Source organism: Methylobacterium sp. 13MFTsu3.1M2 (assembly GCF_900112625.1).
Taxonomy (GTDB): domain Bacteria; phylum Pseudomonadota; class Alphaproteobacteria; order Rhizobiales; family Beijerinckiaceae; genus Methylobacterium.
Window position 1 is genome coordinate 37,133 of the sequence record NZ_FOMM01000026.1, and the last position, 13,444, is coordinate 50,576.

General features: G+C 73.6%; 13 protein-coding genes. 9 read left to right on the top strand and 4 right to left on the bottom strand.

Annotated elements, in window-relative coordinates; translation table 11 throughout:
• Nucleotides 1-7 precede the first annotated feature (7 nt).
• The 3 genes from BM314_RS23625 (at nucleotide 8) to BM314_RS23635 (ending at nucleotide 1,332) form a co-directional block, all read left to right on the top strand.
• A complete protein-coding gene (locus BM314_RS23625; protein WP_091980609.1) occupies nucleotides 8-565 on the top strand; it encodes a metallophosphoesterase in 558 nt (185 codons plus the stop codon).
• A 67-nt stretch (nucleotides 566-632) separates the two neighbouring features.
• Entirely contained in the window at nucleotides 633-959 is a 327-nt protein-coding gene (locus BM314_RS23630; protein WP_020094807.1) for a hypothetical protein, read from the top strand.
• Between the two features lie 106 nt (nucleotides 960-1,065).
• Nucleotides 1,066-1,332, top strand: coding sequence for a hypothetical protein (locus BM314_RS23635; protein WP_020094806.1), 267 nt, complete (start codon nucleotides 1,066-1,068; stop codon nucleotides 1,330-1,332).
• Between the two features lie 236 nt (nucleotides 1,333-1,568).
• Here BM314_RS23635 and BM314_RS23640 read toward each other — a convergent pair whose 3' ends face one another.
• A complete protein-coding gene (locus BM314_RS23640) occupies nucleotides 1,569-2,330 on the bottom strand; it encodes a sigma-70 family RNA polymerase sigma factor (protein WP_020094805.1) in 762 nt (253 codons plus the stop codon).
• 106 nt (nucleotides 2,331-2,436) lie between these two features.
• Nucleotides 2,437-3,441: an SDR family oxidoreductase gene (locus BM314_RS23645; RefSeq protein ID WP_091980612.1), complete on the bottom strand. Its 1,005-nt coding sequence runs from the start codon at nucleotides 3,439-3,441 to the stop codon at nucleotides 2,437-2,439.
• Nucleotides 3,442-3,625: 184 nt separating this feature from the next.
• On the opposite strand from BM314_RS23645, the gene BM314_RS23650 reads away from it, so the two are divergent.
• From BM314_RS23650 to BM314_RS23675, 6 genes are all read left to right on the top strand, one after another.
• Nucleotides 3,626-4,810 (top strand): YihY/virulence factor BrkB family protein, encoded by a 1,185-nt coding sequence (locus BM314_RS23650; protein ID WP_091980614.1) that lies wholly within the window; start codon nucleotides 3,626-3,628, stop codon nucleotides 4,808-4,810.
• Between the two features lie 361 nt (nucleotides 4,811-5,171).
• Nucleotides 5,172-5,882, top strand: coding sequence for a Crp/Fnr family transcriptional regulator (locus tag BM314_RS23655; RefSeq protein ID WP_042672072.1), 711 nt, complete (start codon nucleotides 5,172-5,174; stop codon nucleotides 5,880-5,882).
• Between the two features lie 113 nt (nucleotides 5,883-5,995).
• Entirely contained in the window at nucleotides 5,996-7,312 is a 1,317-nt protein-coding gene (locus BM314_RS23660) for a nickel pincer cofactor biosynthesis protein LarC (RefSeq protein WP_091980616.1), read from the top strand.
• On the top strand, nucleotides 7,309-8,127 hold the full coding sequence (locus BM314_RS23665; protein WP_091980619.1) for an ATP-dependent sacrificial sulfur transferase LarE: 819 nt from the start codon (nucleotides 7,309-7,311) through the stop codon (nucleotides 8,125-8,127). Before BM314_RS23660 ends, BM314_RS23665 begins: the two co-directional genes overlap by 4 nt.
• Entirely contained in the window at nucleotides 8,124-8,804 is a 681-nt protein-coding gene (larB, locus tag BM314_RS23670) for a nickel pincer cofactor biosynthesis protein LarB (protein ID WP_091980621.1), read from the top strand. Before BM314_RS23665 ends, larB begins: the two co-directional genes overlap by 4 nt.
• Nucleotides 8,805-8,859: 55 nt before the next feature.
• Nucleotides 8,860-9,969 carry an aldo/keto reductase gene (locus BM314_RS23675; protein ID WP_091980623.1) on the top strand — a complete coding sequence of 370 codons (1,110 nt, stop codon included), beginning with the start codon at nucleotides 8,860-8,862 and terminating at the stop codon, nucleotides 9,967-9,969.
• A 159-nt stretch (nucleotides 9,970-10,128) separates the two neighbouring features.
• Here the strand turns inward: BM314_RS23675 and BM314_RS23680 are convergent, their stop codons facing one another.
• Entirely contained in the window at nucleotides 10,129-12,405 is a 2,277-nt protein-coding gene (locus tag BM314_RS23680) for a xanthine dehydrogenase family protein molybdopterin-binding subunit (protein WP_091980625.1), read from the bottom strand.
• A gap of 255 nt (nucleotides 12,406-12,660) precedes the next feature.
• On the bottom strand, nucleotides 12,661-13,230 hold the full coding sequence (locus BM314_RS23685) for a PepSY domain-containing protein (RefSeq protein ID WP_091980628.1): 570 nt from the start codon (nucleotides 13,228-13,230) through the stop codon (nucleotides 12,661-12,663).
• Between the last annotated feature and the right edge of the window lie 214 nt (nucleotides 13,231-13,444).

The following is a 13,444-nucleotide window of genomic DNA, read 5'->3' on the forward strand; positions in this document are numbered from 1 at the left end:
CGACACCATGGCGATCTTCTTCACCGCGGACACGCATTTCGGCGACCCGCACATCCTCCGCCACCGCGGTGCTCGGTTCGGCAGCGTCGAGGCCCACGACGAGGCCCTGGTCGCCGGCTGGAACGCCGTGGTCGGCCCGGAGGACGTCGTCTGGCACCTCGGGGACTTCGCCGCCCATGCCAGCCGGGCGCATTGCGCGGCGATCTTCGCGCGGCTGAACGGCGCCAAGCGCCTCGTCCGCGGCAACCACGATTCGAACCGTGTCCTGGACCTGCCCTGGGCCGAGCCGCCGGTGGAGTCCGCCCGCCTCTCCGTCGCGGACGCGCGCGGGCGGCCGCACCGCCTGTTCCTGTCGCACTACGCGCACCGGGCCTGGCCGGGCCTGTGGCGGGAGACGCGCCACCTCTACGGGCACAGCCACGGCTGGCTCGCCGACACCACGCGCTCCTGCGATGTCGGCGTGGATGCCTGGGACGACCGCCCGGTCACCCTCGAGGCGATCCTGGTGCGCCAGGACGAGGCCGCTTGCGTGCCGGAGGAACTCGCGGCCCACGGCCTGCGCTGATGGGCGGGGACCGGCGCGCTATATCGTGCGCCGGAGCATCGACAGCCCGGCAGGAGGCCGCATCGCCATGACCGACATCCCCGCCCCGCCGCCGGGCCCGGCCGACGCCGCGACCCGGGCCGCGACTCAGGCCGCCACCGAAGCCGCCACCGAACTCGGCCTCGGGACCGACTGGGCCGCCCTCGGCGCGCCGGACTGGGACCGGGTCTGCCGCCGGGCCGGCGCGATCCTCGCCGGGCAGGGCCAGGCGCCGGCGCCCGGCTGGGACGGGGCCCTGGCGCGGGCCCTCGGCCGCCCCGATCCCGCGGCCGCGCGGGACGAGCTGGCCCGCGACGCGGCCAACACCGTGCTGGCCGAGAAGGGCGAGGTCTTCGCCCCGGAGGACGATGCCTGAGGCGGACGACGAGACGCCGCCGGTCGTGTCGCCGGTCGTGCCGCCGGGCGTGCCATCGGGCGGACCGGTGGTTGCCGCGGCGGGGGTGCGGGCCGATGTAGGAGGCATGCCTTATCCCGAACACCGGCCTGAACCGCGGCCCGAGCACCGGCGTGCCGCCCCGAGACCGACCGAGCGCTACGCCCCCGGCGCGGCACCCGCCGCCCTGCGGGTGATCCCCATCGCGGGCGGCCCGACCCTCGACGCGCAGACGCGCGTGCGGCTCGGCCACCAGATGCGGGCGATGTATGATCCGGTGATCGACGAGGCGTTGGATCCCCGGCTGGCGGAGCTGCTGCAGCAGCTCGATGCGGATCGGGGCGGCTCGACCTGAGATCGGGGGCGGGGGTGTCCGGCCCGCGCATCCGCTGCGGCTTCCGGTGAAGAGGCTCCCATCGGTGGATCGGGGGGGTGTCACACCGATGGGAGCCCGGCCGAGTCGACGGATCGACCCAACCCGCCCCATATCGCCCAGGCGGCAGCCCGGGCGCTTTCACCTAAGTCAATTTGCTTGCGAATACGGCCGTCGAAGTGTCGAATTGGCGTATTCGATCGTGAGAATCGTCGCGATCAGGCCGAGGTGCCGGTCACCGAGAGCATGACCCCGTCGCTGCCGATCTCGTCGCCGCCGTAGCCGAGCATGCGCGCGAGTTGCTCGCGGGCGCGCCAGACCCGGCTCTTCACGGTGCCGATCCGGCAGTTCATGACGACGGCGGCCTCCTCGTAGCTCAGGTTCTCGATCGCCACGAGGACCAGCGCCTCCCGCATCACCGGCGCGAGCCGATCCAGGGCCGCGCGCACGTCCTGCAGGTCGAGATGGCCCCCCTGCTCGGGGATGCTGGTCAGCCGGTCGGCGTAGCTGCCGTCGGTGTCGGCGACCTCGCGGCCCTGCTTGCGGTGCTGGCTGTAGAAGACGTTGCGGAGGATCGTGAACAGCCACGCCTCCAGGTTGGTCCCGGGGGTGAATCCGCCGCGGCCGCGCCAGCCGCGCAGCAGGGTGTCCTGCACGAGATCGTCCGCCGCGGCCGGGTCGCGCGTCAACGAGACCGCGAACCGGTGCAGCGCCGGCACCACCTGCAGCAGGCCCGCGCGGAACGTTCTGTCGCGCTCGCCCTCGGCCTGCGCGAGGGCGGTCTCCAGGCGCGCGAGCAGGTCGGCGAAGGGGTTCGCATCCCTGTCCGAGTCGAGGTCGATCCGGTCGTAGGCGCGACCGAGGAGCGTGCCGAGATGGGCGCGCACGGCCTCCGGCAGGCCGAAGCGGGTCTCGTCCCCGGCCTCCTCTGCGACATCCGCGATGGGATCGAGGAGCGATGGGCCTTCGGTGTCGGGCATTCGGTCCGGTCGTCGGCGGGCGGGCCGGTCAAGCCCAGAGGACCGGTTGTGGCGCGCCCCGGCCGCCCATGCCGCAACATGGGTTAACGCCTGTCCCGAACGGGGCTCAGCCGCGGGCGCCGAACCGCCGCGCCGCCGCGAGACCGGCGAGGACGGCCGCGCAGGCCCCTGCGGCGGCGAGCCCCGTGCCGAGGGCCGTACTCAGGGTTCCGGCATCGGGGACGCCCTTGCGGGCGCGCCAGCCGCCGTCGGCCCGCGTGCCCTCCGGCGTCGGCGCGCGCAGGGCCCCGTGCGTGCGCGGCCCGGGTTCGGCCCGGTCGAGGGCCCACCGGAACCCGGCACCCATCAGGTGCTCGGTCTGGTACGGAGCCAGCGCGTAGCCGACCTGCGCGAGGCGGGCCGGCCAGCCGACCGCGACCTCGTCGCGCGGGTGGCGCGTGAGGCGGAGATAGGTCTCCGCCACGGCCTCGGGCGCGTAGTACAGGTGCCCGGGATTGAGCCGCCGGCCGCTGACATTGGCGCCGTGCTCCAGGCCCGGCGTGTCGACGATGGCGGGAAATACGGCGCAGACGCGGATGTGGCGGTGCCGGGCGAGTTCCTGGCGCAGGCTCGCCGAGAAGCCGCGCAGGCCGAACTTGCTGGCCGTGTAGGCGGCGGCGAAGGGCGTCGGCGCCCAGCCGCCCATCGAGACCGTGTTGATCAGCGTCCCCCGGCCGCGGTCGAGGAAATGCGGCAGCACCGCGTAGGCCCCGTGCACGGCGCCCAGCAGGTTCACCGCGATCGTCTGCCGGTGCAGGTCCAGGGGAGCGTCCAGCAGGGGGCCGAACACCCCCACCCCGGCATTGTTGATCCAGACGTCGATGCCGCCGAAGGCCCGGAGTGCCGCCCGGGACAGGGCGTCCACCGCCTCGGGCTCTGTGACGTCGGTGGGGACCGCGACGGCCTCGGCGCCCCACGCGCGCAGGTCGCGGGCGATTCCGTCGAGCACGTCGGCCCGCCGCGCCGCCAGCACCACCCGGGCGCCCCGCGCCGCGAAGGCCTCGGCCGCCGCCCGGCCGATGCCGCTCGAGGCCCCGGTGATGACCACCGTCCCGCCGTCCAGGCGTGCCATGCCGGTTCTCCGCGTCGTGTGTCGTCGAGTTGCAACTGCACGGCGAACCCTTCCCCGCGCCGCGGCGTTCCCCCTCGCAGCTGCGGCCATTCGGACGCGCCGTCCCGGGCGCGCCGACCCGGACGCTGCGACGCGCGGCCCCGAAGGCCCGCCCCCGTCTGCCCGAACCCTGCCGAGGTCGCCGATGCCTGCCCCCGATCCAGCCCCCGCCAGGGCCGCCGCGCCCGAGGGAGGCGCCTCGACGGTCTGGACGCTCGCCCTCGCCACCGCGCTGATCGGCCTCGTCGCCCTCCCCCGCCGGTCGGCGCGCGGCGCGGTCGGTGCCTCGGTCGACCGTGCGCCCGGCCGGTCCGCCGACCGGGACGGGGCGCGCCGGACGTCGCCCGCGCATGCGGGACGGGAGGCCCACGCCGTGGCCCGGGCCGAGGCCGATCGCGGGCGGCAGGCCTCGACGCCGACCGAGATCCCCGCCAAGGGCTGGAAGGACATCGCGCTGCGCGCCTATCACGACATCGGCGAGAACCGCCTGTCGCTGATCGCGGCCGGCGTCACCTTCTTCACGCTCCTGGCGATCTTCCCGGCGGTGGCGGCCCTGGTCTCCTGCTACGGCCTCGTGGCCGACGCCTCGACCATCAACGACCAGCTCGCCAGCCTCCAGGGCATCCTGCCCCAGGGCGCCCTGGAGATCGTCGGCGACCAGGTGAAGCGGCTGAACGAGCAGGGCAACACCACCCTCGGGTTCAGCCTGCTCATCAGCATCGCCCTGTCCGTGTGGAGCGCCAATGGCGGCGTGAAGCACGTCTTCGACGCCCTCAACCTCGTCTACAACGAGCGCGAGAAGCGCAACTTCCTCGTCCTCAATCTCGTCTCCCTCGCCTTCACGGCGGGGGCGCTCCTGTTCCTCCTCCTGGCGCTGGCCGCGGTGGTGGTGGTGCCGGTGGTGCTGGAATTCGTCGGGCTCGGCGCGGACGCTTGGTGGCTGGCGCTGCTGCGGTGGCCGGTCCTGCTCCTGGCGGTGCTGCTCGGCCTCGCCCTGCTCTACCGCTACGGGCCGAGCCGGGACGCGCCGCGCTGGCGCTGGGTCACGCTCGGGGGCGCCCTCGCGGCCGTGTTGTGGATCGTCGCGTCGCTGCTGTTCTCCTGGTACGTCGGCCATTTCGGCAGCTACAACAAGACCTACGGCTCGCTCGGCGCGGCGATCGGCTTCATGACCTGGATCTGGCTCTCGACCATGATCGTGCTGGCCGGCGCCCAGGTGAACGCCGAGATGGAGCATCAGACCGCCGAGGACACAACCGTCGGCGAACCGCAGCCCCTGGGCACGCGCCGGGCGCGGATGGCCGATACGGTGGGCGCCGCCGCGGAGTAGCGCGGCGCCCGGACCTCACCCGGGGCACGGCCTCCTGAGCGAGGGGGGCTCGCGGAGCGCGTCGCCGGCGAGAACGCCGACTTAACACAGGTTGGCGCGCGTTTTTCTGCTGCAGGCACAAGCCGATCAAGAAGATCCGGACTTCGATGTTCGGGCGACGGTTTGGCCCCCTGCCGATAGAAATATCCGTGCCTCATTATTTGACCGATACCCATGGCGGCGCCGTTCGGGACGCTTCGGATGGGCGCGACGTCGCCCGATCCCCCATGGCCCCCCGCTTCGGCGACCTCCCCGGCGCCTGTCCCGGCGACTGCCCGGCCGCCGGCACGCCGGCGCCCCGGTGATCTGACCGGAGGCGGACGTGGACAACCCGTTCGTACGGAAGATGGAGCGGCATGTCAGGCTCGCGCCCGAGGACCGCGCGATCCTCGACGGGTTGGGGCGCCTGCATGTCCGCCACGTCGCGGCCCGGCAGGATATCGAGGGGCAGCAGAGCGACCCGTACCACACGCACCTGATCCTCGACGGCTGGGCCTGCCGGTACAAGCAGTTCCCGGACGGGCGGCGGGCGATCGTCGCGCTGCTCCTGCCGGGCGACCTGTGCGACCCGTTCGTGTTCCGCCGGGCACGCATGGACCACGCCATCGGCGCGCTGACGCCCGTCACCGTCGCGCGGATCGCCCCGGAGCAGATCGGCGACGCGGTCCGCGGCCGGCCCGCCGTCGAGGAGTGCCTGTGGCGGGAGCTGCTCGCCGCCACGGCGATCCACCGCGAGTGGATCGCCAGCGTCGGCCGGCGCTCGGCGATCGAGCGGCTGGCGCACCTGTTCTGCGAGCTGCACCTGCGGTTGACGCGCGTCGGCCTCGCGGACGGGACGACGCTGCCGATGCCGGTGACCCAGCCCGACCTCGCCGACGCCCTTGGCCAGACGAGCGTGCACATCAACCGCACCCTGAAGGAGCTGCGCACCGGCGGCCTCGTCGCCCTGCGCAGCCGCCGCCTGACGATCCGCGACCTCGACGGGCTGCGGGAGCGCGGGCTGTTCGATCCGGCCTACCTGCAGCTCTCCTGAGCGGCGCGGGCGATACGCCGCGGCACCGGAGGCCGCGTGCGCCTTGCCGCGGGGCGGCCGCGGCCGATCTGAGGCGGACCCGTCACCCGCCACCGGCGCCCGCGCGACACACGATGCACATCCACCTCGACGCGCTCGGCGGCGTCGCCGGCGACATGTTCGCCGCCGCCCTGCTGGACGCCTTCCCCGAGCATCGGGCCGGCGTGTACGCCAGCGTCCAGGCGGTCGACGCGCGCATCGCCTGCGCGGTCAGCGCGCACAACGATGGGATCCTCACTGGCGCGCGCTTCACCGTGTCGGCGCCCGTGTCGGAGCCCACGCCGCACCGGCACGCGCATACCGGGCACCACGACCATCCGCATGCTCACGATCACGGCCACGATCACGGCCACGATCATGCCCACGATCATGCCCACGACCACGGCCACGATCATGCCCACGACCACGGCCACCGTCCCTGGTCGGAGATCCGCACCGCGCTGGAGGCGGCGGATCTCGCGCCTTCGGTGCGGGCGCACGCGCTCGGCATCTTCGGGCATCTGGCCGCGGCGGAAGCCCGCGTCCACGGCATCGCGGTCGACGCGGTGGCGTTCCACGAGGTCGGCGCCGCCGACTCGATCGCCGACATCGTCGCCGCCGCCCACCTGATCGCCGCCTTGGAGGCGCGCAGCTGGAGCGTCTCGGCCCTGCCACTGGGCTCCGGCCGGGTGCGGACCCAGCACGGTCCCCTCCCCGTCCCGGCCCCCGCCACGACGCTGCTGCTGGCGGGCTTCGCGACCCTCGACGACGGGATCCCCGGCGAGCGCGTCACCCCCACCGGCGCGGCGATCCTGCGCCACCTCTGCGGCGACGATCCCGGGCGGGGTCGCCCCCGGGGGATCCTCGGGCGCACCGGCATCGGCTTCGGCACGAAGGTCCTGCCGGGCCTGAGCAACTGCCTGCGCGCCCTCGTGCTTGAGGACGGCGCCGCGTCCCGCCCGGGCCAGCGGGATCTCGCGGTGATCGCCTTCGAGGTCGACGACCAGTCCGGCGAGGATCTCGCCACGGGCCTCGACCGGCTGCGCGCCGAGCCCGGCATCGTGGACGTCGTGCAGATGCCGGTCATCGGCAAGAAGGGCCGGATGATGGCCCGGATCCAGGTCCTGGTCCGTCCGGAGAGCCTGGAGGCGGCGGTCGCCGCCTGCTTCCGGGAGACCACGACCATCGGCCTGCGTTACCACCCCGTGGAGGGCGCGGTGCTCGCGCGCGCCGCCCGCACGGTCGAGCACGAGGGCCGGTCGATTCGCGTGAAGATCGTGGCGCGACCGGGCGGGCGCACCGCCAAAGCCGAGGCCGACGACGCCCGCGACCGTCCGGACCACGCGGCCCGGGCCGCCCTACGCCGCGAGGCCGAGCGCCTCGCCCTGGAACAGGAGCAGGAGGAGCGGTGACGCGCCAGCATCTGGAATCCGTCCTCGCCGGGCTCGGCCCTGTCGCGGTGGCGGTGAGCGGCGGGGTCGACAGCCTGACGCTCGCCACCCTCGCCCACCGGCTGGCGCCAAGCGCTACTCTGGTGGTCCACGCGGTCTCGCCGGCCGTGCCGGAGGAAGCGACCGCGCGCGTGCGCGCCGAGGGCGCCCGCGAGGGTTGGTCCTTACGGGTGATCGAGGCCGGCGAGTTCGCCGACCCGGCCTATCGGGCAAACCCAGTCAACCGCTGCTTCTTCTGCAAGACCAACCTCTACGGCGCGGTCCGGCGCGTCACCGACCGCCAGATCCTGTCGGGCGCGAACCGCGACGACCTCGGCGAGTACCGCCCCGGCCTCGACGCCGCCCGGGAGCACGGCGTGCGCCACCCTTACGTGGAGGCCGGGTTCGACAAGGCTTCGGTCCGGGCGCTCGCCCGCGACCTCGGCCTCGGGGCCGTGGCGGAATTGCCGGCCGCGCCCTGCCTGTCGAGCCGGGTCGAGACCGGCATCGCCATCGAGCCGGAGACCCTGACCTTCATTCACGCGGTCGAGCGGCTGGTCGGCGGAGCGCTGGCGACCGACGGAGCCGGACGGGCCGTCCGCTGTCGGGTCCGCGCCGAGGGCGTGGTGGTGGAACTCGATCCGGCGAGCCTCGCCGCCCTCGACGCCGAGGGTCGCGAGACGCTCGGGGCGGGCATCCGGGACATGGCGCCGGCCCGTCTCGCCGGCCCGGTCCGCTTCGCCCCCTACCGGGTCGGCAGCGCCTTCCTGGTCGAGCCGCGGGAGGGCCGGGCGTGAGCATCTCCGAAGAGTTCACCCTCGATTTCGCCCGGCCCGAGCGGATCGGGCTGGAGGAGGCGATCTTCTGCGCCGGCAAGAGCCCGGAGCAGATCGACGCGATCCTGGACGCCGCCCGGGCGCGCAGCGCCTCGCTGCTCCTCACCCGCCTCGACCCGGAGAAGCGCGACCGGCTCCGGGACGCCGCGCGGCTCGACTACTGCCCGGTCTCGCGCACGGCGGTGTTCGGCGAGGCCCCCCGGATCACCGGCCCGGCCCGGGTCGCGGTGGTGGCGGCCGGCACCTCGGACGTACCCGTCGCCCGCGAGGCCCTGCGAGTGCTGGCCTATGCCGGACGGGCGGCCTCGCTCTTCGCCGATGTCGGCGTCGCCGGCCTGTGGCGGCTGACGACGCGGATCGAGGAGATCCGGGCGCACCCGGTGGTGATCGTCGCCGCCGGCATGGACGCGGCTTTGCCCAGCGTCGTCGGCGGCCTCGTGGCCGGCGCGGTGATCGCGGTCCCGACCTCCGTGGGCTACGGTGTCGCCGCGGGCGGGCGCGCCGCCCTCGACGCCGTGCTGGCGAGCTGCGCGCCGGGCATCACGGTGGTCAACATCGACAACGGCTACGGCGCCGCCTGCGCCGCCCTGCGCCTGCTCCACGCGGCGGGACGCCTCGCCACGGGGACCGAACGATGACGCGGCCCGACGCATTACCTCCCCTCACCAGGACATCCTCGAACGGAGACAGCCGATGGAACGCCGCAGCTTCCTCCAGGGCGCCGTGCTCGGCGCGGGCCTCGCTGGCGCCGGCAGCGCGGGTGCGGCCGTGAACGCCCCCGTCCTCCCCGGCAACCGCCCGCAGGACCCCGCGGACCTGCCCTTCGTCACCGATCCCGGCGAGCGTCGGGGCGAGATGCTCTACCGGTCGTTCGGGAAGAGCTCCGAAAAGATCTCGGCGATCGGCATGGGCGGGTTCCATCTCGGCAAGAGCGCCGTGACGGACGACGAGGCGACGCGGCTGATCCATGCCGGGATCGACCGCGGCATCACCTTCATGGACAATTGCTGGGACTACAACGACGGTCGCTCCGAGCTGCGCATGGGCGCGGCCCTGGCCCAGGGCGGCTACCGCGACAAGGTCTTCCTGATGTCCAAGATGGACGGGCGGACCAAGGAGGAGGCGCTCAAGCAGATCGACCAGTCGCTCCTGCGCCTGCGCACGGACCGGATCGACCTCGTCCAGCACCACGAGATCCTGCGCTACGACGACCCGGACCGGGTCTTCGCCGAGGGCGGCGCCATGGAGGGCTTCCTAGAGGCAAAGAAGCAGGGCAAGCTGCGCTACATCGGCTTCACCGGCCACAAGGACCCGCGCATCCACCTGCAGATGCTGGAGGTCGCCGCCGAGCGCGGCTTCCACTTCGATGCCGTGCAGATGCCGGTCAACGTGATGGACGCGCATTTCCGCTCGTTCAGCCACCTCGTCCTGCCCTACCTCGTGCAGAACGGCATCGCGCCGCTCGCCATGAAGACCTTCGGCGACGGGGTGATCCTGAAGGCGGACGCGCCGATCAAGCCGCTCGAGTACCTGCACTTCTCGCTGAACCTGCCGGTCTCGGTGGTGATCACCGGCATCCAGAACCAGCGCGACCTCGACCAGGCCTTCGAGGCGGTGAAGACCTTCAAGCCGATGGACAAGGCCACGGTGGCCGAGCTGCTGTCGCGCTCGAAGCCCTACGCGCTGGAGGGCAAGTACGAGCTGTTCAAGACGAGCGCGACCTTCGACGGCACCGCCAAGAACGCGGCGTGGCTCGGCGAGGACGTGGCGAGCGTGAAGAAGCTCGCGCCGACGATGGAGTAGTCGGCGGGCAAGCGCGTCCGATATTCCCCTCCCCCTTGCGGGGAGGGGTTAGGGGTGGGTGTGGTTCAGAAGGAACCGCCGAGCCCTTTCCGGCCCCACCCCCACGCGGGATCTGCGATCCCCAAACTCCTCCCCGCAAGGGGGAGGAGAGTCAGCCCCTCACGCCACGTCCTCCAGCCGGATCGGCAGGCTGCGGATCCGGCGGCCGGTGGCGTGGTGGATCGCGTTGGCGATGGCCGCGTTCACCCCAATGATCCCGAGCTCGCCCAGGCCCTTCAGGCCCAGCGCGTCGACCTGATCGTCGGGATCGGGCACCAGCAGCGCCTCCACCTCCGGCGCGTCGGCCGCCGTGGGGACGAGGTACTCGGCGAGATCCGGGTTGCGGTAGGCGGCGCCGTCCACCACCGTCTCTTCGAGCAGCGCCGAGCCGAGGCCCCAGATCATCCCGCCCGTGAGCTGGCTCCGCGCGGTCAGCGGGTTGAGGATGCGCCCCGCCGCGAAGGCGCTGGTGAGCCGGGCGACGCGGATCTCCCCGGTCTCGGCGTGGACGTGGACCTCGGCGAACTGCGCGCCGAAGCCCCAGGAGACGGCCTTCCCGCCCCCACCGAGGGCGAGCCCGATATGGCCCTGCCGCAGGCCCGCGAGCGCCTTCTCCCGGTCGCCGCCCTCGGGCACGAACTCCGCGACCGTCTCGACGCCTTCCGGGCCGACGACCTCGCCGAGCGCGATCCCGGCCCCGTCCGGCGCCGCGAGCCGGCCGCCCGCGAGGCGCAGGCTGCCCGGATCGCGGCCGGCGAGGCGCCCGCCCTGCCCGGTCGCGGCCTGCGCCAGGCTCTCGCGGATCTGGCGGCAGCCGAGCGCCAGGGCGCTCATCAGGCTGGTGGTCGTGCTCGACCCGCCCGAGATCCCCGCCGCCGGCAGGTCGGTGTCGCCGAGCCGGACGGTGACCCGCTCCACCGGCACGCCGAGACCGTCCGCCGCGCCCATCGCCAGCAGCGTGGTGATGCCGTTGCCGATCTCGTGGTGCGCGCAGGCGACCTCCGCGGCGCCGTCCGGGCCGAGCCGGACCCGCAGGGTCGCGGCCGCGATCTTGGTGGGCCGCACCGAAGTCGCGCAGCCGAGACCCACCCGCCAGGGCCCGTCGCGCATCGCGCCCGGGCGCGGCACCCGGCGCGACCAGCCGAAGGCCTTCGCGCCGGCGTCGAAGCAGGCCATCAGCGGCCGGGTCGAGAACGGTTTTCCGGAGACCGGATCGACCGCCGTGTCGTTGAGGCGGCGCAGCGCGATCGGGTCCATGCCGAGCGCGACCGCCATCTCGTCGACGGCGCTCTCCAGGGCGAACAGGAACGGCACCTCCGGGGGCGCCCGCATCGGCCCCGGCGTGTTGCGATCGACCCGCACGGCCCGCTCCTCGGTGCGGATGTTCGGGCAGGCGTAGAGGCTCGCCGTCACCTCCGCGCCCTCCATGACGAAGGGATCGAAGCGCGACGTCACGGTCTCGGCCTCGTGGACCAGGGCGGTGAACCGGCCCGTCCGGTCGGCGCCGAGTCGGATGCGGTGGCGCGATTCCGGCCGATAATTGGCGATGGTGAAGCACTGTCGCCGGCTGGGCACCAGCGAGACCGGCCGGCCGAGGTGCCGCGCCGCGAGCGCGACCAGCGCGGTGTGCTGCGACAGGGCGAATTTCGAGCCGAAATGGCCGCCGATCAGCCCCGCCACCACCCGCACCTGCGCGGGATCGAGCCCGAGCTGCGCCGCGAGCCCGTGCTGCACGGCGCCGACGTAGCGGGTCGGCTCGTGGACGGTGAGCCTTTCGCCGTCCCAGGCGGCCCGGGTGGTGAACAGCTCGATCGGGTTGTGGTGCTGGACCGGCGTCGCGTAGCGCGCCTCGACGCGGAGGGCCGCGTCCCGGAAGCCCGCCTCGGCATCGCCCTGGGCGATGTCCGCGTGGTGGGGCTTCAGGTCGGCGAGGCGCACGGTCTCGGCGCCGGGGGCGTCGAAGCCGCCGGCGGCGGGCTCCGCGGCATAGGAGACCTTGACCGCCCCGGCCGTCGCCTCGGCGGCCTCCTGGGTCTCGGCGACCACGAGCGCCACGATCTGGCCGGCATAGGCGACGGCGTCGGAATCGAGGGGCCGGTGCGAGCTGTTGGCGAAGCCGCCGGCCATCAGGTGCTTCACCGGCGCCACCGCGCCCGCGAGGTCCCGGTGGGTGAAGATCCGCAGGAGTCCCGGCACCCGCTCGGCCGCGGCGAGGTCGAACCCGGTGACGCGGCCCCGGGCGATGGTGCTGGTCACCAGGGCCGCGTGGGCCGTGTCGCGGTCCGGGCCGGTGAGGTCGGAGCTGTAGAGCGCCCGGCCGGTGACCTTGTCGGGTCCCTCGACCCGGGTGTGGGGCCGGCCGAGACGGCCGTCGGTGTCCTGCGCGCCGGCGTCCATGCCGCCCTCCCCGTTCGCGGCCGCTCGGGCCGCATCGCAAGGGGGAATCGCCGTGAGGGCTCGACGGCTCCCCGGACGGTGGAGCGACAGGATGCAGCAACCGGCCCGGTCGTCCTCGCGAGCGCGGCGACGCGACCCAGGGCCAGCGTGCCCTGGATCAGCGCGGCGCCGCCTGGATCGCTTGGCTGCGCTCGCGAGGTCGGTGCGGGCTGCGGCAGCCTTCACTGCCGCAGCCCGGGACCTCTGTTCAGGGCCTCAGTTCAGGACCTTGCCGTCCGGTCCGACCTTGACCTCCTGCTCCTTGTCGGCGCCCGCGACCTTGATCTCGTACTGCACCGCGGAGCCGTCCTTCTCGACCTCGGCCTCGTAGGCCTTGCCGCCGCCGGCCTTCTGCTCGGCGATGGCCAGCGCGTCCTTCAGCGAGGTCTTGGCGTTCTGGAAGTCGGAGGCCTTCAGCCGGGTGAAGTAGCGCTCGAACGGCTGGTTCTCGGTCTTGTAGAGGGCGCCGGTATCGGCGTTGATGCCGTACTCGACGAGCTTGCCGCTCGGGTAGACGACCTTGATCGCGTAGTGGGCCGGATCCTTGCTGCCGGCCTTCTCGAAGTCGGCGTCGATGGCGCGGCCGCCCTTCTCGTCGCCCTGCGACTCGGCGGTGGCCAGCGCCTGGGCGAGGCCGACCTTGGCGACCTTGGCGACCTGCCACTCCTTCATGTTGCTGTCGGCCTTCGTGGCCGGCTCGGCGGGCGTCGCGGTGGGCGTCTGGGCCAGGGCGAGGCCGGTGGAGAGGGCGAGGAGGCCGGCTGCGGCGGTGAGACGGGTGATCATGGCGGTGTGTCCCTTCGCGGGTTCGTTCACGGATGCGTGAAACGTCGGGTCCGGAAATCCGGTTGCCCGCGATCGGGAAAAAATTCGGGTCCCGTCCCCGGGCGGGGCCGGGTCGGCGCCTGGGGCCGCGCGGGGTCGACGGCCCGGCGAGACGGACGGCCGGCGCCCCTGTATGACACGCGGACGATCCGGCGCGCCCCTCGGGGACGGCGGA